The sequence below is a fragment of the Synechocystis sp. PCC 7509 genome (assembly GCF_000332075.2).
Taxonomy (GTDB): Bacteria; Cyanobacteriota; Cyanobacteriia; order Cyanobacteriales; family Chroococcidiopsidaceae; genus Aliterella.
Window position 1 is genome coordinate 2,376,110 of the sequence record NZ_ALVU02000001.1, and the last position, 25,961, is coordinate 2,402,070.

General features: G+C 40.8%; 20 protein-coding genes. 8 read left to right on the plus strand and 12 right to left on the minus strand.

Annotated elements, in window-relative coordinates; translation table 11 throughout:
- Positions 1–44: 44 nt before the first annotated feature.
- Positions 45–440 carry a hypothetical protein gene (locus SYN7509_RS27630; protein WP_009631879.1) on the minus strand — a complete coding sequence of 132 codons (396 nt, stop codon included), beginning with the start codon at positions 438–440 and terminating at the stop codon, positions 45–47.
- Positions 441–674: 234 nt separating this feature from the next.
- Positions 675–2,240, minus strand: coding sequence for a CPBP family glutamic-type intramembrane protease (locus SYN7509_RS0211955; RefSeq protein WP_009631880.1), 1,566 nt, complete (start codon positions 2,238–2,240; stop codon positions 675–677).
- Positions 2,241–2,455: 215 nt separating this feature from the next.
- Here SYN7509_RS0211955 and SYN7509_RS0211960 point away from each other — a divergent pair, with 215 nt between their 5' ends.
- The 3 genes from SYN7509_RS0211960 (at position 2,456) to SYN7509_RS0211970 (ending at position 6,460) form a co-directional block, all read left to right on the plus strand.
- Positions 2,456–3,802: a histidine phosphatase family protein gene (locus SYN7509_RS0211960; RefSeq protein ID WP_009631881.1), complete on the plus strand. Its 1,347-nt coding sequence runs from the start codon at positions 2,456–2,458 to the stop codon at positions 3,800–3,802.
- An 18-nt stretch (positions 3,803–3,820) separates the two neighbouring features.
- Positions 3,821–5,083: a dihydroorotase gene (locus SYN7509_RS0211965; RefSeq protein WP_009631882.1), complete on the plus strand. Its 1,263-nt coding sequence runs from the start codon at positions 3,821–3,823 to the stop codon at positions 5,081–5,083.
- A gap of 183 nt (positions 5,084–5,266) precedes the next feature.
- The gene (locus SYN7509_RS0211970) at positions 5,267–6,460 is read left to right on the plus strand and encodes an RNA-guided endonuclease InsQ/TnpB family protein (protein ID WP_009631883.1); all 1,194 of its coding nucleotides are present in this window, start codon (positions 5,267–5,269) and stop codon (positions 6,458–6,460) included.
- Positions 6,461–6,471: 11 nt separating this feature from the next.
- Here the strand turns inward: SYN7509_RS0211970 and lepB are convergent, their stop codons facing one another.
- Positions 6,472–7,125 carry a signal peptidase I gene (gene lepB, locus SYN7509_RS0211975; protein WP_009631884.1) on the minus strand — a complete coding sequence of 218 codons (654 nt, stop codon included), beginning with the start codon at positions 7,123–7,125 and terminating at the stop codon, positions 6,472–6,474.
- A 96-nt stretch (positions 7,126–7,221) separates the two neighbouring features.
- Here lepB and SYN7509_RS0211980 point away from each other — a divergent pair, with 96 nt between their 5' ends.
- The gene (locus SYN7509_RS0211980; RefSeq protein ID WP_009631885.1) at positions 7,222–8,598 is read left to right on the plus strand and encodes a dihydroorotase; all 1,377 of its coding nucleotides are present in this window, start codon (positions 7,222–7,224) and stop codon (positions 8,596–8,598) included.
- Here SYN7509_RS0211980 and SYN7509_RS0211985 read toward each other — a convergent pair.
- Genes SYN7509_RS0211985 through SYN7509_RS0211995 form a run of 3 tightly spaced genes read right to left on the minus strand, consistent with a single transcriptional unit; the run spans position 8,595 to position 11,091 of the window.
- On the minus strand, positions 8,595–9,224 hold the full coding sequence (locus SYN7509_RS0211985; RefSeq protein WP_009631886.1) for a LysE family transporter: 630 nt from the start codon (positions 9,222–9,224) through the stop codon (positions 8,595–8,597). The two genes, SYN7509_RS0211980 and SYN7509_RS0211985, sit on opposite strands and share 4 nt — an antisense overlap.
- A gap of 15 nt (positions 9,225–9,239) precedes the next feature.
- Positions 9,240–9,689, minus strand: a complete 450-nt coding sequence (gene tsaE, locus SYN7509_RS0211990) for a tRNA (adenosine(37)-N6)-threonylcarbamoyltransferase complex ATPase subunit type 1 TsaE (RefSeq protein ID WP_028954269.1) — start codon at positions 9,687–9,689, stop codon at positions 9,240–9,242.
- Between the two features lie 13 nt (positions 9,690–9,702).
- Entirely contained in the window at positions 9,703–11,091 is a 1,389-nt protein-coding gene (locus tag SYN7509_RS0211995; RefSeq protein ID WP_009631888.1) for a gluconeogenesis factor YvcK family protein, read from the minus strand.
- Between the two features lie 453 nt (positions 11,092–11,544).
- On the opposite strand from SYN7509_RS0211995, the gene ruvC reads away from it, so the two are divergent.
- A complete protein-coding gene (gene ruvC / locus SYN7509_RS0212000) occupies positions 11,545–12,075 on the plus strand; it encodes a crossover junction endodeoxyribonuclease RuvC (protein WP_009631889.1) in 531 nt (176 codons plus the stop codon).
- 35 nt (positions 12,076–12,110) lie between these two features.
- On the opposite strand, the gene SYN7509_RS0212005 is transcribed toward ruvC, so the two are convergent.
- Both SYN7509_RS0212005 and SYN7509_RS0212015 read right to left on the minus strand, forming a co-directional pair.
- Positions 12,111–13,946 carry a protein phosphatase 2C domain-containing protein gene (locus tag SYN7509_RS0212005; RefSeq protein ID WP_009631890.1) on the minus strand — a complete coding sequence of 612 codons (1,836 nt, stop codon included), beginning with the start codon at positions 13,944–13,946 and terminating at the stop codon, positions 12,111–12,113.
- 274 nt (positions 13,947–14,220) lie between these two features.
- Entirely contained in the window at positions 14,221–15,498 is a 1,278-nt protein-coding gene (locus SYN7509_RS0212015; RefSeq protein ID WP_009631891.1) for an aspartate aminotransferase family protein, read from the minus strand.
- Between the two features lie 243 nt (positions 15,499–15,741).
- Between SYN7509_RS0212015 and SYN7509_RS0212020 the strand changes: the two genes are divergently transcribed.
- Positions 15,742–16,815, plus strand: a complete 1,074-nt coding sequence (locus SYN7509_RS0212020) for a potassium channel family protein (RefSeq protein WP_009631893.1) — start codon at positions 15,742–15,744, stop codon at positions 16,813–16,815.
- Here SYN7509_RS0212020 and SYN7509_RS0212025 read toward each other — a convergent pair.
- The 3 genes from SYN7509_RS0212025 to SYN7509_RS0212035 form a co-directional block, all read right to left on the minus strand.
- On the minus strand, positions 16,812–17,018 hold the full coding sequence (locus SYN7509_RS0212025; protein WP_009631894.1) for a hypothetical protein: 207 nt from the start codon (positions 17,016–17,018) through the stop codon (positions 16,812–16,814). The genes SYN7509_RS0212020 and SYN7509_RS0212025 overlap by 4 nt on opposite strands.
- 12 nt (positions 17,019–17,030) lie before the next feature.
- Entirely contained in the window at positions 17,031–17,519 is a 489-nt protein-coding gene (locus SYN7509_RS0212030; protein ID WP_009631895.1) for a GNAT family N-acetyltransferase, read from the minus strand.
- Positions 17,520–17,580: 61 nt separating this feature from the next.
- On the minus strand, positions 17,581–18,732 hold the full coding sequence (locus tag SYN7509_RS0212035) for an RpoD/SigA family RNA polymerase sigma factor (RefSeq protein ID WP_009631896.1): 1,152 nt from the start codon (positions 18,730–18,732) through the stop codon (positions 17,581–17,583).
- A 783-nt stretch (positions 18,733–19,515) separates the two neighbouring features.
- On the opposite strand from SYN7509_RS0212035, the gene priA reads away from it, so the two are divergent.
- Positions 19,516–21,999, plus strand: coding sequence for a primosomal protein N' (gene priA / locus SYN7509_RS0212040; RefSeq protein ID WP_009631897.1), 2,484 nt, complete (start codon positions 19,516–19,518; stop codon positions 21,997–21,999).
- Between the two features lie 32 nt (positions 22,000–22,031).
- On the opposite strand, the gene SYN7509_RS0212045 is transcribed toward priA, so the two are convergent.
- The gene (locus SYN7509_RS0212045; protein WP_028954270.1) at positions 22,032–23,828 is read right to left on the minus strand and encodes an ABC transporter ATP-binding protein; all 1,797 of its coding nucleotides are present in this window, start codon (positions 23,826–23,828) and stop codon (positions 22,032–22,034) included.
- Positions 23,829–24,185: 357 nt separating this feature from the next.
- Here SYN7509_RS0212045 and SYN7509_RS0212050 point away from each other — a divergent pair, with 357 nt between their 5' ends.
- Positions 24,186–25,898: a serine/threonine-protein kinase gene (locus tag SYN7509_RS0212050; protein ID WP_009631899.1), complete on the plus strand. Its 1,713-nt coding sequence runs from the start codon at positions 24,186–24,188 to the stop codon at positions 25,896–25,898.
- The last annotated feature ends 63 nt before the right edge of the window (positions 25,899–25,961 follow it).

Below are 25,961 nucleotides of genomic sequence, written 5' to 3' on the forward strand. Positions count from 1 at the left end.
TAGCGCTTCTAAGCTAGTGGTGAAGTAACTTAAGCTCAATCTCCTTAAGAAATTAGCCAAAATCCATTTTTTTGCCAGTATTGTTTTCTCAGCGTCATCTCTAATTGTTCTAAGGTTACTATTTTCTTCTCTAACAGTAATTCCCCTAGCTTTTTATTTTTTAGATATTGTTCTGCTAATACTTGATTTAGTTGTTCTTGGGTTATTAATTCTTCGGCAATTAGAATCTCTCCCAAGCGAACGTTTTGTTCTGTTAGGGCTTGGGTAACTTTATCTGGGGAAATTATTTTCTTTTCTACTAAAACTTCACCTAGTTTTTTACCACTCTTATTTTGATCTACTAAAGCTTCTTGCAATTCTGTTTTTGATATTAATCCCTTACGGAGTAGCATCCTACCTAGCATAGGTTTTGAGATTTGTTTTAAAGTTTTTACGAACATTTTGTACCTTTGGTCACCTATTTGTATTAAAGGTTTCTATATCGTTAGGTTTTGCTTAAACTTCTTAGCAACGTCCATATATTTTGTCTTTATTTATACAATGATTTATTCAACTTAGAACAAATGTTATCTACTATTGGCTATTTATTGAAGCGCGACCATCTCGCTAAGGGATCTATAGAAAGAAGTAAACCTGTCACTTTACTTTAATTTTATTGATTTTTGAACATATTATCAAGTAGAGCTACTGCCCAGAATAAACAAACTGACTAAAGTGCCACTATTCCAAAGACTGTGAAGCAGCATTGGAGCGAGTAAATTGCGCGATCGCGTATACACAAAACCTAATACTACCCCTAGTACCATCAACGGCAGAACTTCTGACAAACTCAAGTGAGCGATCGCAAACAAAAAAGCACTAATTAAAATAGCTTGCCATACCGAGAAGTAACGAGTTAGAGAAGGTAATAAAAAACCTCTAAACAAAAACTCCTCAAATAGCGGTGCAGCAACGGCGGCGGTAAAGAAGAATATCCCAAGAGCTATTTTATCTTGCCCTTCTAAAACTAAAGATAACAAAGGATTGCTGCCGCCAAGTCCTTGCCATAGTTGTTGATTGAGTAGGGAAACAACTACAACTAAAGGAAGAGCCGCGCAATAGCCGCCTAGACCCCACAAAAACCAATTTTCTCTCAGCTTGACACGAAACCAACTTGGCGGCAAAGGTAAAAATTTCTTGATGGACAAGTATAGTACAGTCACAGCACCGAAGGACAAAAATAGATAAGTTGCCAAAGTATATAAAGCTTGGACTCTGACACTAGCAACTCCTGGCTTAATTTGCAGTACAGAAAATATTAGTGGGACAATTATCTGTCCCATCAAGAAAAAGCCGACAATAAATACTTGCCAGACTATTTCCCAGTCCCAAGGGGTTGTCCAAACTGTTTCTCCATTTTGAGAAAATACAGATTCTTTGCCCTTTGTCAAGCGATTTATTGTTAAATAAATTAGTAGTGATAAACCAATTAAACCTGTTACGGCGGGAATGCTGCTAATAATCGCTAATTTTAGCAATGCTTCCTCAGCAAGCTCTTGTTCTCTAGCTTGGAGTAGCAATTTCGCCTGTGGGCGCTGTTGTAGCTCGTAAAGTTGAGCTAGAGCGCGTCCTTGAAACCAACCTTCTAAGTTTGCTTCAATTAACGCTTCAGCATCGGGAAGTAATTGGGGTGGATTGTTCCATAATCCTGTTAAAACAGAACCTGTAGCAGCTAAAGAGTTATCTTGAGGCGAATTGATAACCTGAAGCCATGTTTGTAGTGCTGGCTCAATTTGTTTTTGCTGTACTTGGAGAATGCCTAAACGTAAATTTAGTTCAGCAATTAATTTTTTGATTTGAGTAACAGATTTAAGTAATTGTGCTTGCTGTGAGGAGCGGGAAGCATCGCTAATGGGGGCAAGTTGAGAATCGGGCTTAGGCAATGGAGCATTACTTTTGGCTGCTAGTTGCAGTTGATTTTGAGCCTTTGCTAAGTTTGTTTGCGCGGATTTTTGCGCGTCAAGATATTGCTTCGTTGCCGATTCTAGAGGATTTTCGCCTAGGAGAGTTTTACTAGCTTTGGCAAGATTGGGGTCAGCATTTGCGGGTGACAACTGTTGAGCGCGAAGTAATAGGTTAGTTTGGTACAATTCCAAGCGGCTTTGGATTTGCGGTTGCTGCCAACTTGCCCATAAGGCACTCCCAGCCAAGAAAATGATTGCTAAAGTGAGCAAACTTAGAATTAACCGCTTAATTGTCATGAATCTTGAATTACTCCTATTTAAACGCCCCTAAGCTTAGTCCAAAGATGCCTACAGTAAAGCGATCGCCTAGGGAAATCACCACAAACTGCATTATGACATTTTGCCCGTTACTTAGAAATTAATTGAGTAGCTGGCTAAGGGTCTGGTAAAATAACGCTGATTTGTTTTGCGTTCACCACAGCAGTTTATCAGGCTATAAGAGGAGAAAAAGATTGACCACTCGCGCGATCGTTGTCCGTCATGGTCAAAGTAGTTATAACACCGAGCGGCGCATCCAGGGACGCAGCGATGTTTCTTCTTTGACTCAAAAAGGTCGTGACGATGCCTTAAAAACTGGTACTGCCCTCAGTCACCTCAATTTTGCCACTATATACAGCAGTCCTTTACAACGAGCAAAAACAACGGCAGAAATTATTAAAGAGTGTTTAGCAACTCCTGCCCAAATTCAAAGCACTGATAATTTAAGAGAAATTGACTTGTCTTTGTGGGAAGGTATGCTGTCTCAAGAAGTTAAAGACAATTTGCCTGAAGACTATCGTTTGTGGAAAGAGCATCCTGACGAATTTGTGATGCTTTTACCTGAAAAGGACGGTGGAGAGAAAAAATATTTTCCGGTTGTATCACTTTACGAGCAAGCGCGGCAGTTTTGGCAAGAAATATTAGCCCGCCATGATGGGGAAACCATTTTAATTGTGGGGCATAATGGCATTAATCGGGCGTTAATCAGCACAGCGCTAGGAATTGCACCTAATCGCTACCATTCTATTCAACAATCTAACTGTGGCATCAGCGTTCTCAATTTTTCGGGACAGTTGGGGCAAAGCGTCCAATTAGAATCAATGAATCAAACCGGGCATGTGGGTGATTTTTTACCCTCTTTGCGTCCAAATCATTGCGGAGTAAGATTGTTGCTGGTACGTCATGGGGAAACAGAATGGAATCGCCAAACCAAGTTTCAAGGACAAATTGATGTGCCTTTAAACGATAATGGGCGATCGCAATCTCGTCTAGCCCAGAAGTTTCTCAAAGACATAGAGTTTGATTTTGCTTTTAGTAGTCCGATGCTACGTCCAAAAGAAACCGCCGAAATTATTTTACAGTCTCACCCCCAGATTGAATTGCAATTGCTTGATGGCTTAAGAGAAATTGGTCATGGTTTGTGGGAAGGAAAATTAGAAACAGAAATTGAGCAAACTTATCCGGGAGAATTGGAGAAGTGGCGGACTGTACCGCAAGAGATCCAAATGCCTGAAGGAGAGAATTTAGAGCAAGTAAGAAAGCGTAGTATTGAGGCTTGGCAGCAAATTGTTAATTATGCACTCCTTCAGCAGTCGCAGACAGGTTTAGTAGTAGCTCACGATGCTACTAATAAAGTTTTGCTATGTCATGTTTTAGGTTTAGATAATCAATATTTTTGGAACTTCCGTCAAGGGAATGGAGCGGTAAGTGTGATTGATTATCCGCAAGGGTTAGATGGTTTACCCGTATTGCAAGCAATGAATATTACAACTCATTTAGGCGGTGGTGTATTAGATAAAACTGCGGCGGGCGCGTTGTGAAGTTGAACTACTAAAAATATGACCAGCGAATTGCTACAACAAGTGCGGGTAATAGATCCTGTTGCCAAAAGCGATCGCATTGCTGATGTGGAAATTTGCGATGGGGTAATTAAGGCGGTACAAGACAACATCTCCGAATGGTCTAACGATACTCAAGTGCGCGATTGTCGCGGGTTGGTATTGGGAGCGGGGTTAATAGATTTATACAGCCATTCTGGAGAGCCAGGTTTTGAAACTAGAGAAACTTTGTCATCGTTGTTAGAAGCGGCGGCGGCGGGAGGTTTTACTAGGTTGTGTATTTTGCCTGATACGATGCCAATCTTAGATAATCTTGCCGCGATCGCACTAATCCAACAAAAAAGGCGAGAATTAACAAATCCTTTACCCAAAATGTATGTTTGGGGGGCATTGACTATCGGTGTCCAAGGGCAACAAATGACCGAACTTGCCGAACTTGCAAAAGGATCTGTTGGCTTTGCTGATGGTAAACCCGTGGCAAATTTGGCACTGCTAAGGCGATTATTGGAGTATTTGAAGCCTGTTGGTAAGCCCGTTGCCTTGTGGTGTTGCGATCGCCAATTGGTCGGTAATGGGGTGATGCGCGAGGGTACAGACTCAATTATTTTGGGTTTGCCTGGAAATCCCCACTTTTCCGAAACAACGGCAATCGCGGCAGTCATAGAATTAGTAGCAGCAATTGGTACACCCGTGCATATTATGCGCGTTTCTACCGCTCGTAGCGTCCAGTTAATCGCCCAAGCCAAAGCCCAAGGATTGCCGATTACCGCTAGTAGTAGCTGGATGCACTTATTGCTCGATACTAAGTCCCATTACAACTACGATCCTAATTTGCGTTTAGAGCCACCTTTGGGCAACCCGCGCGATCGCCTAGCATTACTTGAAGGAGTAAGATCGGGAGTTATTGATGCGATCGCCCTCGATTTAGCTCCCTATACCTACGAAGAAAAAACCGTTGCTTTTGCGGAAGCACCCCCAGGAGTGATAGGGTTTGAACTAGCTTTAGGCTTGCTGTGGCAGCAATTGGTAGCCAACGGTCAATGGTCGGCTTTGGAACTTTGGCGCTCTATTAGCCTGAATCCAGCCAATTGTTTGCAACAAACAATTAAAGAAATTTGTCCCGGTAATCCTGCCGAACTGACTTTGTTTGCGCCCCAGCTTTCTTGGCTTGTAGAGGCTAAAACCCTCAAGTCTCTTGCTACTAATACTCCTTGGCTAGGGCAAAAAATTACCGGGCGCGTGGTACAAACTTGGGTAACGTAATATTTTTTTAACAGTTTTTCGCGGAATTCCCCTCCCTCAGCGCCGCGCTATCCATCCCCTCCCTGCGAGGCGCTGATGATTCTATCTGTGATGATGTTGTACCGCAGGTACTACGGGTAGAGGAGATAGATGAAGAATTGCCAATCTATGTTATAATATTATCACCAATAGACAATATTGATAATGTATCGAGCTTACAAGTTTAGATTGTATCCAACTAACGAACAAAAAACAGCCTTAGCGAAAAGCTTTGGCTGTTGTCGTTGGTATTACAATTACTCTCTAAATCTGTGTCAAGAGACTTACAAGTTGTCTGGTAAAAGTTTATCTAGAGGTGCTTTACAAGGTTTATTACCTAGCCTTAAAAAAGAATATGTTTGGTTAAGCGATGCTTATTCACAATGCTTGCAGTATGTGGCACTTAATCTGTCTACAGCCTACAAAAATTTCTTTGACAAAAAAGCAGGGTTTCCTAAGTTCAAGTCAAGGCATGGTAGGCAATCAATTAGTTATCCTTCTAACGTAAAGTTGGAGGATGATTATATATTGATGCCGGGTAAAGTTGGAAAGATTTACTGCCAGCAAGAGCGAAAGTTTGACGGAATAATCAAGACTGTTACAGTCTCTCTTAATCCCGATGGTAAATACTTTGCAGCAATTTTAGTTGACGATGGAAAAGAAAACCCAACACTTTCTAGCGAGGGAAAAGCGGTAGGAATTGACTTAGGATTAACTCACTTTTGTATTACCAGCAATGGTAGTAAATTCGACAATCCTCGTCATCATAGAAAACACGCCCATAACCTCAAAAAGAAACAACAAAGTCTTGCACGCAAACAAAAAGGTAGTAATACTAGGCTTAAAGCCAAAAAGCTAGTAGCCAAAATTCATTCAAAAATCAAAAGAGTTAGAGAAGATTTTTTACACAAGCTATCCCGCAAGATAGTAAACGAAAACCAAGTTGTTGCCGTAGAAAATCTCAATGTTAAAGGTATGGTACGAAACCATAATTTAGCTAAAGCTATTAGTGACTGTGGATGGGGTCAATTTTGTACCATGCTCAAATACAAGTGCCAGTGGGACGGAAAAACCTATATTGAAGTAGACAGGTTTTTCGCTTCTTCTAAAACTTGTAATGTTTGCCTCAATAAAATAGGTAGTTTGGCGTTAGATGTGAGATCGTGGGATTGTGCTAAGTGCAAAACTCATCACGACAGAGACATAAATGCTGCTCTCAATATCAGAAATGAAGCCTTGCGGATATTGTCGTTAGGAACTAGCGACACAGCCAATGGAGGGAATGTAAGTCAACCTGGTAAAACTTCGGTTTTGTTAGATGCTGTTCCCCGTGAAGTTGGAAACCCCACCCCTCTTTAGGGTGGGGTAGTTCATTCCAAGTCACCGAGGCGATTGGGGGGCCAAAAACGTACTACAGCACGACCAATGATCTGATTTTTTGGCACAAAACCCCACATATGACTATCACAACTATTGTTGCGGTTATCACCCAGCATTAAGTAAGAGTTTTGCGGTACGGTAATCGGGCCTAATTCATAATTAGGGGCATCGGCGATGTATTCTTCGGATAGAGCGCGATCGTTGATGTAAACTCGCCCTTGGGTAACGTGAATTTTGTCCCCTGGTACGCCAATTAATCGCTTAATATAAGCATCTTTAATTTCAGGGACTTCTGGCTTATTGGGATCTGGATGCCAAGGATCTAGGGTTTCGCTTTCGGGAGAAGCAGGAACAAGTTGCTGCGAACAAACTTTAGCGCTATTGGGAGGCATAAATACGACAATATCTCCCCGTTGCGGCGATTGAAGGCGATAACTTACTTTATCGATAATCAATTTGTCATTGATTTGCAGAGTTGGTAGCATTGAGCCTGTAGGAATCCAACGCGCTTCAGCTACGAAGGTACGAATTCCCAAAGAAAGAATAATACTAAGAGCGATCGTTCTACCTAGTTCGCCTAGCCATGAACCTTCACGATCTTTTTGCGAATTGTTATCAGACACTTGCTTTGACTCGCGGGACATATATATTTAATAGCCTAAATAAGAATTTTTAGTAATGTTGTTAGCTAGATTTTTAGAGACTTTACCTATCTAAGTTTAAAGTTTTCTACATAAAATATGTTAATTTTGGCACGATCACCACTAAAAAAATTTAGCTTGCCAATTATTGCCATGGCCCTCAATTCCAGTTTACTTATCCGTCACGCCACAATTATGCTCCCTGATGGGGAATTTTTAGTTGGAGATGTGCTAGTGCGCGATCGCCTCATTGTCCAAGTTGCTCCAGAAATTACGGCTTTGGGTACTAAAGAAATAGACGCAACGGGATTGACTTTGTTGCCGGGAGTTATTGACCCCCAGGTACACTTTCGCGAACCCGGTTTAGAACACAAAGAAGACTTGTTTACAGCTAGTTGTGCCTGTGCCAAGGGTGGAGTAACGTCTTTTCTAGAAATGCCCAACACGCGCCCGCTAACAATTACTCAGGAAGCTTTAGATGACAAGTTGCAACGGGCAGCGCAAAAATGTGTAGTTAATTATGGTTTTTTTATTGGTGCTACTGCCGAAAATTTGCCAGATTTACTCACGGCTAATCCTACCCCCGGCATCAAAATCTTTATGGGTTCGATGCACGGGCCATTGTTGGTAGATAGCGAAGCGGCGTTAGAGGCAATTTTTGCACGCGGTAAGCGCTTAATTGCCGTCCACGCTGAAGATCGAGCCAGAATTGAGGCAAGGCGCTTAGAATTTGCCGGAATCCACGATCCAAAAATCCATTCGCAAATTCAAGACAATCAAACGGCGTTACTTGCTACCCAACTTGCTGTAAAACTAGCCAATAAGTATCAGCGCCGCCTGCATATTTTGCATATGTCAACAGCCGAAGAAGCGGATTTTTTGCGGCAAGATAAACCAAGCTGGATAACAGCCGAAGTCACCCCCCAACACTTGCTATTAAATACTAATGCTTACGATACTATCGGCACTTGGGCGCAGATGAATCCGCCCCTAAAATCGCCCCACGACAACGAAGTTCTCTGGCAAGCTTTATTAGATGGAGTCATAGACTTTATCGCTACCGATCACGCACCCCATACTTTAGCGGAAAAAGCCCAAGAATATCCTAATACACCGTCGGGAATGCCGGGGGTAGAAACATCGTTGCCATTGATGCTAACGGCGGCAATGCAGGGGCGTTGTACAGTGGCACAGGTGGCTAATTGGATGTCTAGTGCCGTAGCTAAAGGATACGGAATTGCCAATAAAGGTGCGATCGCACCGGGTTATGATGCAGATTTAGTATTGGTTGACTTGGAGACTTATCGCCCGGTTGTCCGCGAGGAATTATTAACTAAATGTGGCTGGAGTCCTTTTGAGGGTTGGAAACTGACGGGATGGCCAGTAATAACTATTGTCGGCGGTCAAATTGTTTACGAAAACGGCAAAGTAAATACAGAAGTGCGCGGGGAAGCTTTGAAGTTTGCCGATAGTTAATATCTTGCACTTTCTAAAGCAACTTTTATCCCTAAAGCAATCAAAATTACTCCCATAGTTTTTTCTATATAGTGCGACATCGATAAAAACCGTTTTTTAACTATGGGATGAGAAATTGCTACTGCTAATAAAGTAAACCAGCCTAATGTAAATACAAACATCTGTAATCCATAAAGCGCTCTTATACTTACAGGTGTATTTGGACTAATAACTTGGGTAAATAAACTAAAGAAGAACAAAGTAACTTTAGGATTAAGTATATTAGTAATAAATCCGATTCTTATTGCTTGTTGTCTACTTAGGTCGTGCTTTGATTTTGTGGCATTTATTTTCCCACTTGGTTGAGCTTTTAAGGATTTATAACCGATATAAATTAAATAAGCTGCACCTAAAAGTTTGATAAAGGAAAACAAAACAATTGATTTAGAAATAATTACCCCAATTCCAACTAGCGTATAAGTTACATGAACTAAAATCCCTAGCGATATACCCAAAGCTGAATAAATACCAGTGCGGCGAGAGTAGACTAAACTATTGCGACAGATAATAGCAAAATCTGGGCCAGGACTCATAATTGCTACTAACTGAATAATTGTAATACTTAGAATTTGGGCATAAAAAGACATTTTTAAAACCTTTGACTACAAAAACTCTTTTAATTTGAGTGGCACACCAAAATTAAACATTTCTACTTGTCGCTGCTGGAGTTTATAAGTTAAAGATAATTTTAAATAAGTTGGTGGTTTATTAGCTAATCTTTCCGCCCATTCAATCGCCACAATGCCTAAAGGATATTCCAGTTTATTCCAGTAACTTTCTAAATTTAATTGCTGAACTTCGTGGCTTTCTAAACGATATAAATCTAGATGGTACAGAGGCAAACGCCCTTCGGTATACTCATTAATTAAAGTAAAAGTTGGGCTAACAATTGGTTCGGTAATTCCCAAGCCTTCGCCAATGCCTTGAACTAAAGTAGTTTTACCACTACCCAAATCTCCCTCTAATAAAAGTACACTACCAGCAACTAAAGATTGTCCTAGCCTTATCCCCAATAGTCGCGTAGCTTCAGCATCGGCAAGTAATATGTTCACAGGAGTTTTACCTTCAACCATAAGCGCGACTGTACCAACGCAATAACACTCCTGCTAGGCGTTGGGGGTTGTGTCTAACTACACCTGTGGCTTCGTCTTCATCCATGACATTTGCTAGGATAACGCGTCGCCCTAACTTTGTAACCAATTCGCGGTCGAGAAATACCGGATGAGAGTTTTCTTGAGCATAACGTTTTAAACTACGAGGCGAGGGATATTGTTTGTGGACTAATACGGCATTAAATAACTTTTCGCCACAAGCATTATCGATCGCTCTAATATGATCGGAAACGGTATAACCGTGAGTCTCTCCTGCTTGGGTCATGATATTACACACATAAATGCAAGGTACAGGGGGGACTCTACCGCCGCCTTTGCGCCGGGATGCGATCGCACTGGTTATTTCTGGTACTAATAAGTTAGGAATAACGCTAGTGTAAAGGCTACCTGGCCCAATAATAATACAATCAGCTTCTTCAATGGCTTGGATTACTTTCGGTAAGGCGGGAGGACTTGCGGGGATACTACCAATTTTGAGAATACTTCCGCCAGCTTCGGTAATATTTGATTCCCCTTCAATGCGTCGTCCGTCGGCTAATTGCGCCCACAACCGCATATCGCTAAGGGTTGCGGGTAATACTTTTCCTCTTACGGCTAAAACATCGGAACTTGCTGCGATCGCTCTTTCCAAGTCTCCGGTAATATCGCTCATTGCCGTCAAAAATAGATTACCAAAACTATGACCCGTTAAACCATCCCCTGCTGTAAATCGATACTGGAATAGTTCTGTTAGTAGTGTTTCCTCCGATGCCAAGGCTGCCAAACAGTTGCGAATGTCCCCTGGTGGTAAAACCCCATTTTCTCGTCGCAATCGCCCAGAGGAGCCGCCATCGTCCGCTACAGTGACAATAGCAGTAATGTTATTGCTGTAAGTTTTCAGTCCTCTAAGTAACGTTGATAGACCTGTCCCGCCACCGATAACAACAATTTTTGGGCCGCGATGTAAGCGACGATAGCTAAGTAATACATCGATTAATTCTTCATCACCTTCTGGTCTTAAAACTTCTGTAATTGAACTAACAGTACGAGTTTGTCCCCAGAAAATTAACAATAGCCCGAATAGCAGAATTAAGGGGCCGCTAATATAGTTTGGCAAAAAGTTGGCGATCGTGCTTACTAAGTCTTGTATCAGTTGAATTGCATAAAAAATGGGTGTCAGCTTCACCCATATTGCTAAACCTAAAGCCGTGAGTACAACGCCACCAGCACTTATTAGCAACCAGCGTTTGACCGATAACCCTGGGGAAAGCCATTTAAACCATTGGCTAAGTCTATACTGAGTGCGATTGCGCGACTCTTGCCTAAATAGGTTGATGGCTTGTTTGAAATAACTGATTGACATAGGCTAATTTGACAGGGATTCACAAAATGGCTAGGACGCGATTTTGAATTTAAGCGATGCTACTCTAGTTTTCAACCGTAGGAACTTAAATTCATTGTTCAAGGCTTACTTTAAGTTAGCTTCGTCCACTACCTTAATACTTTTGAGGACGTTGAGGCTGGTTTTTTAGTTGCCATCAAGGTTTATCGGTAACAATACATATTTTATACAATTAATGTCAGGCTTAATCCTACTATCTAAGTGCATAATTTTACTGGCGCTATCTTTATCTATCTAATAGTTAATAAGAGTTAATTGTCTATTCAAAAATTAATTATTAGTTAATGATTATATTGCAATTAAAATTTTACTGTTATTAGCTGATATTTTCTTTGTCTAAATACCTGATAAATATTATTTAATTTCAACTAAACTGCTTATAATTATATAAAACTTATATTTAGTGTTTTTGAGATGGAAAAGCGGATTTTAGGATTAGATCCAGGTTTAGCTATTTTAGGGTTTGGAACAATTTGCTATCAAGTAGAAAATTGTGCAGCTAATGATTCTACTTCTGCTTATACTCTTGCCGCTAAAGTAATGAATAAATCAGTAACTCTCCTAGATTTTGGAGTAATTAAAACTGCTGCCAATGTAGAAATGGGTAAGCGTCTTTGCATTATTTACGAAGACTTAAATACACTTATGGAGGAATGGAAACCCGATCTTGTAGCTGTTGAAAAATTGTTTTTTTACCGGATGGCAAATATTATTACTATAGCTCAAGCTAGGGGAGTAATGATGTTAGTATTAGCTCAACATCAAGTTCCTTTTGTTGAATTTACACCAGCTCAAATTAAACAGGCGCTTACAGGCTGGGGTAATGCAGATAAGCAGGAAGTTCAAGAGGCGGTAGCACGAGAATTAGAGTTAGATTATATTCCGCATCCCGATGATGCTGCTGATGCTTTAGCAGTAGCGTTAACGGCATCTTTTCACTTATAAAAGTTTTTGATTATAGTTTTTTAGCTATTACAACCCTAATATTGATTTGATAAATTACATTTCATTGCTACAATTGTTGCATTATCGCGAGCGCCGCGTGTCAACACTAAATCAATCGTGTTATTGACAGCTACTTTTAAGTTTTGATCTTCTATAAAAATTTTTGCTAGCTCGGTTTGTGGTACTAAATCCCAAACTCCATCGGAGCAAAGGATAATAATATCGTTTTGTTCTAAAAATATTGATAATTCCAAGCCAAAATTTTCTAATGTCTGTACATAGTTAGAGCTTAAGTTTGATTTTGAGCCAATACATTTAGTTAAAATATTTCGTTGTTTGTGTTTGTAACTTTCTTCATAGGTAATGTCACCCTCAGCTAGGAGCATAGCTACTAATGAATGATCTTCGCTCAATTGACAGATCATATTGTTGCGAATTAAATAAATGCGACTATCTCCTACGTGAGCAATTCTTAAATGACGGCAATTAGCCCAAACTATACTTAAAGTAGTTCCGCCATTATTCACATTCTCATAAACACATTTATTTGCTTTTTCAACTACAGATACTAACCATTTATTACATCTTTCTGCACTCTCATTAATACAATCAATAGGTGCTTCAATTACTGTTTTTACAGCTAAATGACTAGCAATTTCACCTTGAGCCAAGCCTCCCATTCCATCAGCTAAAACTGCTAAAATTGTATCTTCATGGCTGCTAGAATACTGTTGCACTCCATAATTATCTTCATTATGCAGACGTTGCATAGATAGTCCGATTGTAGAGTAGCTTTCTACATCCCATTGCACTTTGCGGTTGCTAAATGTTTGGTGAGTTTCGCTTAATGTTTTGGTCAATTGATCTAGACCAATTCTGTCTTCTACAATAACAGAAAGACAAAGACTAATAATTTGGTAGATGCCTGGTATAGGTGGAATATCTAAAGAACTAAAATTGAGCTTTGAGTTGGGCAATTGTTGGTAAATAGACTGATAAAGTAAAGTACCTATAATATAAGCGCTTGTTTTCTCACTAATTGGACAATTAAAACCAACTTCTGGGGCGCAGTAATCAGTTTGTTTACCGAATGCAACCTGTTCGCCGAGCAGATGAACATTAGTTAAATCAAAAAACTTGATTGTCGAATCTACTTGAATAAATGGCGAAATTACCTGAAAACAACACCAGCCTTGCTGATAAATTTGCTGAAATAATTGGCAAATTTGATTAATAATTTTGATAGATACTTCGCAGCTATGTTTTTGCTGCAACCAAATATCTAAAGTTTGTCCTTCTAGGGGTAAATAACTTAGTAGAAGTAACTTTGATTTTGTTAAACTATGAGTATTTTCTACAACCTCGTCTTCTAAATAGTCATAATTTTCGGTAGATTCCCATTCTTCATCAAAGTAGCTATCAGGAGTTGATAGCTGGTTGTAGTTATTAAATAGTTGATTTTCTTCCACCACCATAGCAAAATTGCTTGGATTTGGAATGTCGTCAACTACAAAATTAGTTTGCTCAATTGATTTTATATCAGGAGGGTTAAAGCTAGTTTTTAAATAATCCTCACTGGCAATATTTAAAAATAATTCTACTTCTTCTATACTAAAAGTTAGGAGTTTTGCTATTATTGAGTTTTCTTCAAGAATATGGCGCAACTGTAATTCTCGACTAAGCCCGCCATTTACATCGCCAATACGCAATAAACCAAAATTATCTACTTCTGGGTTAGTATTAGCTCCTACTTTTTGAATAAAAACCTTGTAATAATCTACATCAGCAAACTTACCTAAATGCGTCTTGACAACTAAGTAAAAATTATTTAGTTGAAAACAAGTATCTTCTTGAACAATTAGACAAGACATATTAAAAAATATATTTATAACGAAACAATGTTTTAGAATAATTTGCTAAGTTATCTAAGTGTTGTTGTAAAAATTGTATTCGATTTTTTAATCCTTGTAAAAGATCAGGGCAATAAAGCTCAAGACTTGATCAATTATTTGCAGATAAAAGCTATTTATAAACTTTTAACCACACAAAAAAATAATTAAGAGGGATTCAAGCCTTCTCAATTATTTTCCTACCTATTTTGAAAAAATCCTGCTGACGGTAGTTAGAAATAGCCGCTCATCAAAATTAAACCACAGCTATTATCGCCCGTTCTAGAGCCTGTAAAGCCGTGTCTACCTCAAAAGCGGAAACAATGAGCGGTGGTACGAACCGGATAACTTTGGGGCCTGCGGGTACGAGTAACAAGCCTTCATTCATCGCCGCCTTAACCACATCGCTAGAAGTTAAGGGGATATCTTGAGCTAATTCCATACCATTAATTAAACCCCAGCCGCGCACCTCCGCAACAATATTCGAGTATTTTGCCAAAATTGCTTTTAAGCCTGCTCTTAGTTGTTCACCACGCTCAACGACGTTTTGGAGTAATAAATCGCGTTCGATGGTTTCTAGGACGCATAGCGCCGCCGCACAAGCTAAAGGATTGCCGCCAAAGGTACTAGCATGATCCCCCGGATTGAAGACATCGCAAAAAGACTTACACAGCATTGCACCAATGGGGATACCACCGCCCAAACCTTTAGCACTGGTGAAAACATCAGGCTCAATCCCTAAGTTTTCGTAACCCCATAGTTTTCCGGTTCTACCTACACCTACTTGGACTTCATCTAGCATTAATAAAATGCCCGTTTCATCGCAAATATCGCGGAGACGCTGGAAATAAGCGCGATCGCCCGGACGAACACCGCCCTCTCCCTGCAAGGGTTCTAGTAAAATTGCCGCCACACCGCGATCGCCGGAATCTAATTCAGTTATTGCCGTTTCTACAGCTTTGACATCGTTATAAGGCACGTAATGAAAACCGGGAACTAAGGGACTAAAATCTTTTTGGTACTTTGGCTGTCCGGTGGCGGTAATAGTTGCTAAAGTGCGTCCGTGAAAGCTGGCAGTAGCAGTTAAAATAATTGGCTCATCAATTTTTTTGACTGTATGGGCGTATTTACGAGCAAGTTTAATCGCTCCTTCGTTTGCTTCCGCGCCAGAATTACAGAAAAACACCCGATCCGCGCAAGAAGTATCGATCAGCTTTTTAGCTAACTGACCTTGAACGGGAATGTAGTATAAATTGGAAACATGATGCAGGGTTTGAATTTGCCGGATTACGGTTTCCACTAAAGCGCTGTGAGCGTGTCCTAAAGTGCAAGTAGCAATTCCGGCAACAAAGTCTAGATATTCGCGCCCTTGAGTATCCCAAACCTTACAACCTTCGCCTTTTTCTAAAGCTAAAGGAAAGCGCCCGTAAGTCGTCATTACCGAGCGATCGAAACTACTTGGATCGTAGGGACTACCTAAAACTGGGGCAGATTCGGCGGGTATAGAGAGATTTTCAACTAAATCTATACTCATTAATCACTCCTTTAAAAGTTATTTATTTTTATCAAGTTTAATAGCTGCCAGCCAAAAATTTTGTCCGATTTGATTCAACTAGCCATAATTGGCAGAAAAAACAGTTATAGATAGGGCATTGCCTATTCAAGGGATGAAAATCATCGACGGCAATCTTTGTGGATAGAGACGTTGCAGTGCAACGTCTCTACACAATTTTGCATTGCTTATATAATTCAAAGCTAACACTATCGGCAAACCCCTGTGTATTCAACCTTCGAGCAAAAATATCGCCGTATCCAAAAAGAGTTACTCGCAGGTGCGATCGCCCTTGGGGGTGTTTTTATCATTGGCACTTTATGGTATTGGCTGGTAGAAGGTTGGACTTGGGAAGATGCGGCTTATATGACCGTAATTACTCTTGCTACTGTTGGGTTTGGGGAAATTAACCCTTTGGGCAACCGGGGGCGTTTATTTACTATCTCCTTGATTTTAATGGGAGTAGTGACTATTGGTTATATCGTCAATCGTTTTACAGAAGCATTAATTCAAGGTTACTTTCAAGAAGGACTTCGAGTTAGGCAACAACGGCGGGCGATGGAATCACTAACAGGACATTATATTATTTGTGGTTGCGGGCGTACCGGGCAGCAAGTGGCTTTAGAATTTGCCGCCGAAGCGGTTTTATTTGTAGCTGTTGATTTAAGTCTTACTTCGATTCAAGCGGCGCAGCAATTAGGTCATATTGCCGTTCAAGGGGATGCTACTTTAGATGAAACTTTAATTAAAGTAGGGATTGAAAGGGCAGTGGGTTTAGTGGCGGCTTTGCCATCGGATGCGGAAAATTTATATACTGTGCTGTCGGCAAAAACTTTAAATCCCAATATCCGCGCGATCGCGCGAGCAAGTAACCGAGAAGCGTTGCAGAAGCTGCAACGGGCGGGAGCTGATGCCGTAGTCTCCCCCTATATCACGGGCGGCAAAAGGATGGCGGCGGCGGCGCTCAGACCCCAGGTAATGGATTTTGTAGATGGTATCCTGACTGGGGGCGATCGGGAGTTGTATATGGAAGAATATCGTCTCGATCCGGCGGTTTGTCCTTGTATTGGTCAGTCGTTAAAGGAAGCCAGGTTACGCAGTCAATCGGGGGCTTTGGTGTTGGCGATTCGGCGCGTTGATGGTAGTCTAATCGGTGGCCCGACGGCGGAAACAATTTTGATGGCGGGAGACTTACTAATTTGCATGGGTACGGGGGAACAGTTGCGGCAAATTAATCAAATCTTAGGCCCGATTCGCTATCGCGTTCCGCGTCCGCCTAAGCAGGGAACAAACAATTAGTCTAATTTCAAAGCATTAACTGGTACTTCGTCCCAAGTTGCTACTGTGCGCATATTCGCTACCCATCCGGCGGATTTTTGGCTGTCGGTTAAGTTATGACCAAAAGATTCGTGACAATCAATAGCTTGGGCTTCGTCGCGGCAAGCAATGCAAGCATGAATCATCCCCGATGGATCGATTTGTTCGTTTACCCAAATAGTCAAGGCTATTACCTCCTATAAAAAAATTGATAATTTATTTAATGATTCGCCTGTAACTCGGCAAATTCTCCAGTCTGGTAGGACTTCTGCGCCCATACGCTCGTAAAAAGTAATCGCATCACTATTCCAATCTAAAACGCTCCACTCCAATCGTCCATAGCCGCGCTCTACAGTTAGTTTGGCTAAATAACCTAAAATCTCTTTCCCAATTCCCTGACGGCGGTATTTAGGTAAAACAAATAGGTCTTCTAAATATATTCCTGGTTGCGTGAGAAATGTTGAGTAATTAGGAAAAAACAAGGCAAATCCGGCAGTTTCGCCGTCATATTCCGCAATTATTGCCTCAACGTAAGGATGAGAACCAAATAAATGTTCCTGCAAAGCTTCTACACTGCCTGTAACGGCATGAGCTAACTTTTCGTACTCTGCTAGGGCTTGGATTAAACCAAACAGTTTCCCTACGTCATCCAGTGCGGCTGGACGTAATTTTAAGTTTATTTCCATACATACATCTACGGCTGCTTTTAGATTTTAGCCATACTTTCGCCCTAGAATCAGAATTATTTTAAACTAGCCAACCTTTTAAGCGTTTGGCTATTTGGGGTCGTCGTAATTTTCGCATCGCTTTACTTTGAATTTGCCTGACTCGTTCGCGGGAAAGATTGAACAAACAGCCAACTTCTTCCAACGTACAAGGTTCGCTAGTCGTTAAACCATAACGTAAGGAAATCACGTCTTTTTCTCTGGGAGTTAACACGTCTGCTAATACATCCCAAATTTCTTGGCGCATCATGGTTTCATTCATTTGCTGTTCGGGGGATTGTCCGTCTTCATCTTCCAGCAAATCTACGAGTTCAGTATCTTCTTCTTTGCCTACACGATGATTTAATGATAGAGATTTACGCCTTAGTTGTTGCAATTGGCGCAGTTGTTCGGGAGTTGTATCTAAAGCTTGGGCTAATTCGTTTTCTGTGGCGTTGCGATGTAGTTTTTGCTTGATTTCTCGCTGGGCTTTCTTGAGTTTATTTAGTTTTTCAACGATATGTATTGGTAATCTAATAGTTCTAGCATCATTGGCGATCGCTCTAGTTATTGCTTGTCTAATCCACCAATAGGCGTAAGTAGAAAATTTGTAACCTTTATCGGGATCGAACTTTTCTGTCGCTCGATTCAATCCCATTGCGCCTTCTTGAATTAAGTCTAAAAATTGTACGCCTCGATTCAAATATCTTTTCGCAATGGATACGACTAAACGTAAATTTGAGCGAATCATTTTCCGTTTGGCTACTCTACCTTGATATAGCTTTTGTTCTAGCTGGCGTTCGGTTAAACCAAAAGCGGCGGCGGTTTCTGCTTGGGTAGCACGGCGATTTAGTTTGCTACTCAAACTTTCTTGCAAGTTATCTACTTCAACTAAAAACTGTACTCGTTTTGCTAACTCTACTTCTTCGTCTGCTTTTAGCAATGGATAACGCGCCATTTCTTTGAAGAAGGCTCCCACTGCGTCGTCTGAATCTGTCTTGCGATATCCTGATGGTCTAGCTGCGGCTAAACTATCTCCATCTCTATCTTCAGAACCTCCAATTTCTACGTCTTCTATTTCTCCTACTGCTGCTATGTTTTCTAAAGACGGTTCTTCTAAATCGTCGGTATGAGAATTACTTGTTTCTTCTATTGGTAACAAAATATCAATTGATTCTAATTCAGTAATATTCATATTTTTGTTTAGGTAAAATGTGACGTATTTACTTTGTAATTGAAGCAATGCTTTTACAGAATTACTTAAATTGAAGTACCTTAGCCTATTGGCTCTTGACTACATAGCAGTTTGAATAAGTAAAATTTAGTATATTTTTTAAATGTTAAGTTGTTACTTCTATTTTCTCCTTCTATTTTTATCTTTGAAGATGATTCTGTTCTTATCCTAGCGCTAATTCAAAAATAAATGTTTGTGCTGTTGCTATGGATGCTTTTTATAGTTTTCCTAGACGGACTTATATTGAGTTATTTTGAAGTTAGATAAAGCTACACTGCAAAAATAACTTAACTAATAAATTTATTTAGCTACCAAGAAATGCCTATAATCAATCCTAAGCACTCTCTAAGTAAATTTTAACTATATTCTCACCAAACTATCAAAACTTATTAACAACCTTTGCAATTAAGTAGCTAAAATGAATGATGGCAATATTTGATTGTTGTGCTAGGACAACTTTGTTTGATCGGTTTTTAAGTCGATGATGGAACATTTATGCCTAACTATTACTGATTTATCGCCCTCAAAAACAGAATCTCATACATCTCAAAGCTTTACTCTCTACCGATGGGGAGAAAATATGATTTTTTAAATAAGTACCTACGTAATATTAGTTACAACTTTAAGGGCGATCGCTCAAACTTATGTCAATAATGGGCTAATTATGGCGTTTATGTTGGGCATTATTGAGTATAAAAAAATCATACTTTAAACTAAAGCTTTAATTAAGGATACCTCTGATTTATGTATATACCTAAATTAAACGAGTCAAGTTTTGTCGTAGCAGAGCCTATAAGCATTTATCAGCCGCAGTCAAACAATCCTAAATGGATTGAGGTATTGGTTGACTGTCCGGGAGCTACGGGTATATACACGTACAAGTTGCCAGAAAGTATGTTGTTTGTAAAACTAGGTAGTATTCTAAGTGTTCCTTTTGGTACGCAACAAGTAGGCGCGATCGCAATTCGGTTATTAGAGCAACCAAGCGCTGATGTACCTATCGATAAAATCCGCGAAGTGGAAGAAGTAGTAAGTGTGGGTTTTTTTGGTGCAACTTATTGGGAATTGTTGCAACAAGTAGCAGCGTATTACTATACATCTTTGATGGCAGTAATTAAAGTAGCATTACCACCAGGTTTACTAGGACGAAGTCAGCGCCGTATCCGTCTAAAGTCTGAAAATATACCTGTAGGTGGAGAAGCTTTTTTACCGCTCGCTGCTAAACAAGTATTGGAACTACTGAAAAGTCAAAGTCAGGGCGAGTATAGCGCTAAGTATCTCAAAAATCAGATTAAAGGATCTGCTTGGGGAATACAGCAACTCTTAAAACGTGGTTGGGTAGAAAGTTACTTAGAATTGCCAAGATATACCAAACCTCAAACAAAACCCGCAGTAACTCTAGTTGGAAGTATATTATCGGGAGAATTAAATAAGCGTCAACAAGAAATTTTACAAATACTACGCGATCGCGGTGGCGAATTATGGCTAAAAGAATTTCTCTTGCTATGCAAAACTACTCTACCGACTCTAAAAACCCTTGCCAGTAAAGGATACATTGTTATTGAACAGCGCGAAGTTTTACGCCAAGAAACATCGCCATTACAAGCACAAGATCGCCCAAAAACCTTAACCAATGCTCAATCTGAGGCTTTGGCAAAGATTAATAGTTTAGATAGTGTTGCAGAAGTATTGTTGCATGGAGTTACAGGATCGGGAAAAACTGAAGTCTATTTACAAGCGATCGCACCAATACTAGCAAAAGGCAAATCCGCCTTAGTATTAGTTCCCGAAATTGGCTTAACACCCCAATTAACCGACAGGTTTCGCGCCCGTTTTGGGGAAAAAGTTTGTGTTTATCACAGTGCTTTATCCGATGGCGAACGTTACGACACTTGGCGACAAATGCTAACGGGAGAACCCCAAGTAGTGATTGGTACGCGTTCGGCGGTATTTGCGCCTTTACCGAATCTGGGCTTAATAATTTTGGATGAGGAACACGATAATAGTTTTAAACAAGATAGTCCCGTTCCTACTTACCACGCTCGAAATGTTGCAAAGTGGAAAGCAAAGTTAGAAAATTGTCCGTTAATTTTGGGTTCGGCGACTCCATCATTAGAAAGTTGGGTAAATAGAACAAAAGATAATAGTTATTACTTATCTTTACCAGAACGCATCCAATCGCGTCCTTTACCGCCGGTAGAAGTGGTAGATATGCGTAAAGAGTTGCAACTAGGCAATCGTTCCATATTTAGCCGTTCGCTGCAAGAAGCGCTAAAAGATATGAAGGCGCGAAGTCTTCAAGGAATATTATTTATTCATCGGCGCGGACATAGTACGTTTGTATCTTGTCGCAGTTGTGGTTATGTAATTGAGTGTCCAAATTGCGATGTTTCTTTGGCTTATCACCAAACCGAAACTGAGGGAAGTAAACTATTGCAGTGTCATTACTGTAATTATGTGAAACCGCATCCTCGCAATTGTCCCGAATGCAGTTCGCCGTACTTAAAGTTTTTTGGTAGCGGGACGCAGAGAGTAGCACAAGAATTAATTCAACAGTTCCCCGAATTACGGTTTATTCGATTTGATAGCGATACAACGCGCACAAAAGGCGCTCACCGTAACTTATTAACGCAATTTGCTAATAAAGAAGCTGATTTATTGGTAGGGACGCAAATGTTGACTAAGGGGTTAGATTTACCGCAAGTTACTTTAGTTGGCGTAATGGCGGCGGATGGATTGTTACATTTGGCAGATTATAGAGCTAGTGAAAGAGCCTTTCAAACCCTAACTCAAGTAGCTGGGAGAGCTGGGAGAGGGGATGATCCAGGACGGGTAATTGTCCAAACCTACACCCCCGATCATGCAGTAATTGAAGCTGTACAAAAACACGAGTTTGAGCCTTTTATCGCTACAGAGTTAGAACAAAGAGCGGCGCTAAATTATCCACCTTATGGGAGACTAATTTTGTTGCGCTTAAGTAGCATAGAAGCCGAGATTGTCGAGCAAACAGCGCAGAAAATAGCCGAGGTTTTGGCAAGTACAGCTTACGACATATTAGGCCCAGCACCCGCCAACGTTTTGCGAGTTGCTAACCGTTATCGGTGGCAAATTATGCTGAAATTTGCTGAGGAATCTTTACCGCAATTACCCAATTGGGAAGAAGTGCGATCGCATTGTCCGCCATCAGTTAGCCTCACCATTGACGTAGATCCGTTAAATATGATGTAGAGACGTTCCGGTGGAACGTCTGTTTCAAAAATCTAATTTTCAATTTTTAAGCCCGATTGGACGCGCCACAAACTAGCATAAATTCTTTGCTGTACTAATAACTGTTCGTGAGTCCCTTGTTCTACAAGTTTTCCCTGTTCCATTACATAAATGCAATCGGCATTACGTACCGTAGAAAGACGATGAGCGATCGCAATTGTGGTTCTATTGACGGTAATTTTGTCTAAAGACCTTTGAATCGCCGCTTCTGTCTCATTATCTACCGCAGAAGTTGCTTCATCTAATATTAGTATCGGGGGATTTTTTAAAACCGCACGCGCGATCGCAATTCTTTGTCTTTGTCCCCCCGATAGCTTTTGTCCTCTTTCCCCCACAATAGTTTCATAACCTTGGGGAAGTTCTTTAACAAATTCGTGCGCTTCAGCAATTTTGGCGGCGGCGATTATCTCTTTTTCCGTAGGAGAGATCGTCCCGTAACTAATATTTTCGCCTACTGTACCGTGAAATAAAAATACATCTTGACTGACTAAACCAATATGCGATCGCAAGTTTTTAAAATCTAACTCCCGAATATCCACCCCATCCAAGCTAATAGTTCCCGATTGCACCTCATAAAGTCGCAGTAATAGCTTAACTAACGTGCTTTTACCCGAACCTGTAGAACCGACAATTGCAATAGTTTTTCCTGCCGGAATATGCAGTGATAAGTTCTCAATTACTGGGTTGCGCCCATTGTAAGCAAAATTTACGTTTTCAAATTCCAACTCACCTTTTACCGAGGGTAAGGAAATATTACCTGTATGAATGGCAATCGGCGTATCGAGTAAATTCATTACTCTAGTTGTTGAAGCCATCGCTCTTTGATACTGATCGAAAGTCTCGCCTAATCTAGTTAAAGGCCACAACAAGCGCTGAATTAAAAATACGAGCGTGCTATAAGTACCAACCGAAATATCGCCCCTTACCGCCGCTAAACCACCGTACAACAGCAACGCTGTAAAACCTGCCAAAATAATCATGCGAATTAAGGGGACAAAAGCCGCCGAAAGTGCGATCGCATGACGGTTACTTTGACGGTAAGCTTCACTATCATTCCTTAATCTGGCAATTTCGTAGTCTTCGGTAGTAAAGCTTTTAATCGTGGTGATACCCGTAAGATTATTAGTTAATCGCCCGTTAAGCAAACCCACTGTTTCCCTGACAGCAGCGTAACGAGGGGCTAGACGACGCTGAAAGGCGATCGCTCCCCACAAAATAAATGGCATGGGTAGCATTGCCATCCAAGCCACTCCAGGAGCCAAAATAAAGAATGCCCCGCCAATAATTAATACGGTAGTAGTGACTTGAATTAAATCATTTGCGCCTACATCCAAAAACCGCTCTAGTTGGTTAATGTCATCGCTCAAAATGGACATCAAACCGCCGGTACTGCGTTCTTCAAAATAGGCAAGTTCCAATTCTTGCAAATGCTTGTAGGCATCTAGCCGTAAGTCATGCTGAATATTTTGCGCCAAATTGCGCCACAACCGAGCAAAAGCATACTCAAACACTGATTCTAGTACCCAAACAATTACCGTCAAGATCGAAAGCACAACAAATTGTCCGTAGACATCTCGCACACCATAACGAGCAATAATTGAATCTTGTTGCTTGACAACTACATCTACCGCAATACCGATTAAAGCTGGTGGCGCGAGATCGAATAGCTTATTTAAAATTGAGCAAGTGGTTGCCAGCCAAAGAAGCCGCCGATAATTGCTACTGTAGGATAATAAACGCTGAAGCGGTCGGTTGGTGGTTGATTTTTTTTTGGCGTTGAGACTGGTTATCTGCTTTTTGGGCGATCGCAATGACACTATAAACAAACCTAAATACTAAATTTCACCTTAAAGGATTTTTAATTTTGGTTCAACACGGGGCTAAGTGTTGTTTGCTTAGTATGAGCAGATAGAGAGTTTAAGCAAGGCGATCGCATTACTACCGATAACTAATCGGCTTTAGTTTCACACCTATGCAGAGCAGGTTTTTGCTGACAGCACCAAAACCCACTAGCGCAAAATGGATTGCTAAAGTTTGGTAGTTCAATCGTTAGGTAGTTGGTTACACTACAAAGCAAGTGATATAAATTTTGTAAAGGTATGTAGACCTAAATCTGAATCTTAATCAGCGCTACTGTAAGACTTTTAATGATGACAACGCTAAACGGGCGGTATCAAGTTATTCAGGTTTTAGGACATGGCGGGTTTGGCGAAACCTTCCTAGCAGAAGATACTTATTTGCCTTCTCGCCGTCGCTGTGTAATCAAGCAGTTGAAGGTGATGAGCAACCCGCAAATCAACCCCGCAGGACAACAGAAGTTTCAGCAAGAGCGCTTTGGGCGGGAAGCTGCAACTTTAGAAAAGCTAGGGGAAGGTAGCGACCAAATTCCTAAGCTTTTTGCCTACTTTGCCGAAAACGATCAGTTTTACTTAATCCAAGAATGGATTCAAGGGCCTACCTTAACCGATGTTGTCACCGCCCAAGAAACCATTAGCGAACCTGACGCTAAAAATATTTTGGTAAGTTTATTATCTGTCTTGGACTACGTTCATAGCGGCGGCATTATTCACCGCGATATCAAACCAGATAATATTATTTTACGCAACTTAAATAACCAGCCTGTTTTGATTGATTTTGGAGCAGTCAAAGAAACAGTTGCCACGGTAATTAATGCTCAAGGGAAAAGCGATCGCTCAATTGTCGTTGGTACACCGGGTTTTATGGCTCCAGAACAAGCCGCCGGAAGACCGATTTATGCCAGCGATCTTTACAGTTTGGGCTTGACAGCAATTTATATGCTTACAGGCAAGCATCCCCAACAGTTAGAATTAGACTCGGAAACTGGCGAGATTTTGTGGCACAAATACGGCCCAAATGTGAGTCTAGAACTAACTAAGGTACTCGATCGCGCAATTAACTACCATCCGCGCGATCGCTACACTACCGCCCAAAAAATGCTAGAAGCAATTCAAGCAATTAGCTTACCACCTAGACAATCAACCTTAGCAACTGTGGCTGTAGCTCCTGCTATGAGTCAGTTTCCTACGGTACTTTCCCCCGCTAAAAATGTGGTAGAAATTGCAACTCAAGGAGATGGAAAAAGAAATTTAATTATCGGTGGTTTATTAGCAACGGGGTTAGTTGGGATTGCCGCTATGTTTGGTTTTGGACAAAGTCAACTACCCAAGTCTTCTGATTCAACAACCCCAATAGCACCAGTACCTAATTCTAGTGTCGCCGAAAAGCGATCGCCTGCGGCTAGTTCCCAAAAAGTTTTACCTAGTTCTCCGCCATCTCCAACCCCGATTTTTTCTTCCTCACCAACCCCAGAAGTTTCAACTCCTCGTTCCTCCCCAACCCCGATTTTTTCTTCCTCACCAACCCCAAAAGTCCCAACTCCTCTTTCCTCTCCAACTCCAACCCCAATTTCTTCTTCCTCACCAACCCCAGCTAATAACAAAGTAATTGGTTTCCCGCCAGGGACTTCGCAAAGCACAGTAAGGGCGGCTCTAGGAAATCCCAAAACTAATACAAGAGGAATTTGGGGTAATACTCGCGCCGTCATCTATGAGTTAGAGCCGGAGCGCATTACCTTGGGCTATTTGTATGATCGCAATTCTGGAAAAATTCGGCAAACAGAGGTAGCTTTTGCCCAATCAGTAGAATCTGACGTAATGCAAGCAACCTTACAAGGAATGCTAGGAGATCGTTTTTCTGATGTTATTAATAGAGGTTTAGAGCAAGTACGCCAGCGCCAAACTAATCGCTATTCCTTTAATACAGGCAATTTAAAAGGCACAATCGAGAGAAACGAACGCGATCGTATTTATATTGGTGTTTGGGAAGCGGATTTACATTGAAATAGCCAAAAATAATCGCTTTCCCAATCTCATCGCTAACGATTAGGGATTTGAAGACAATCC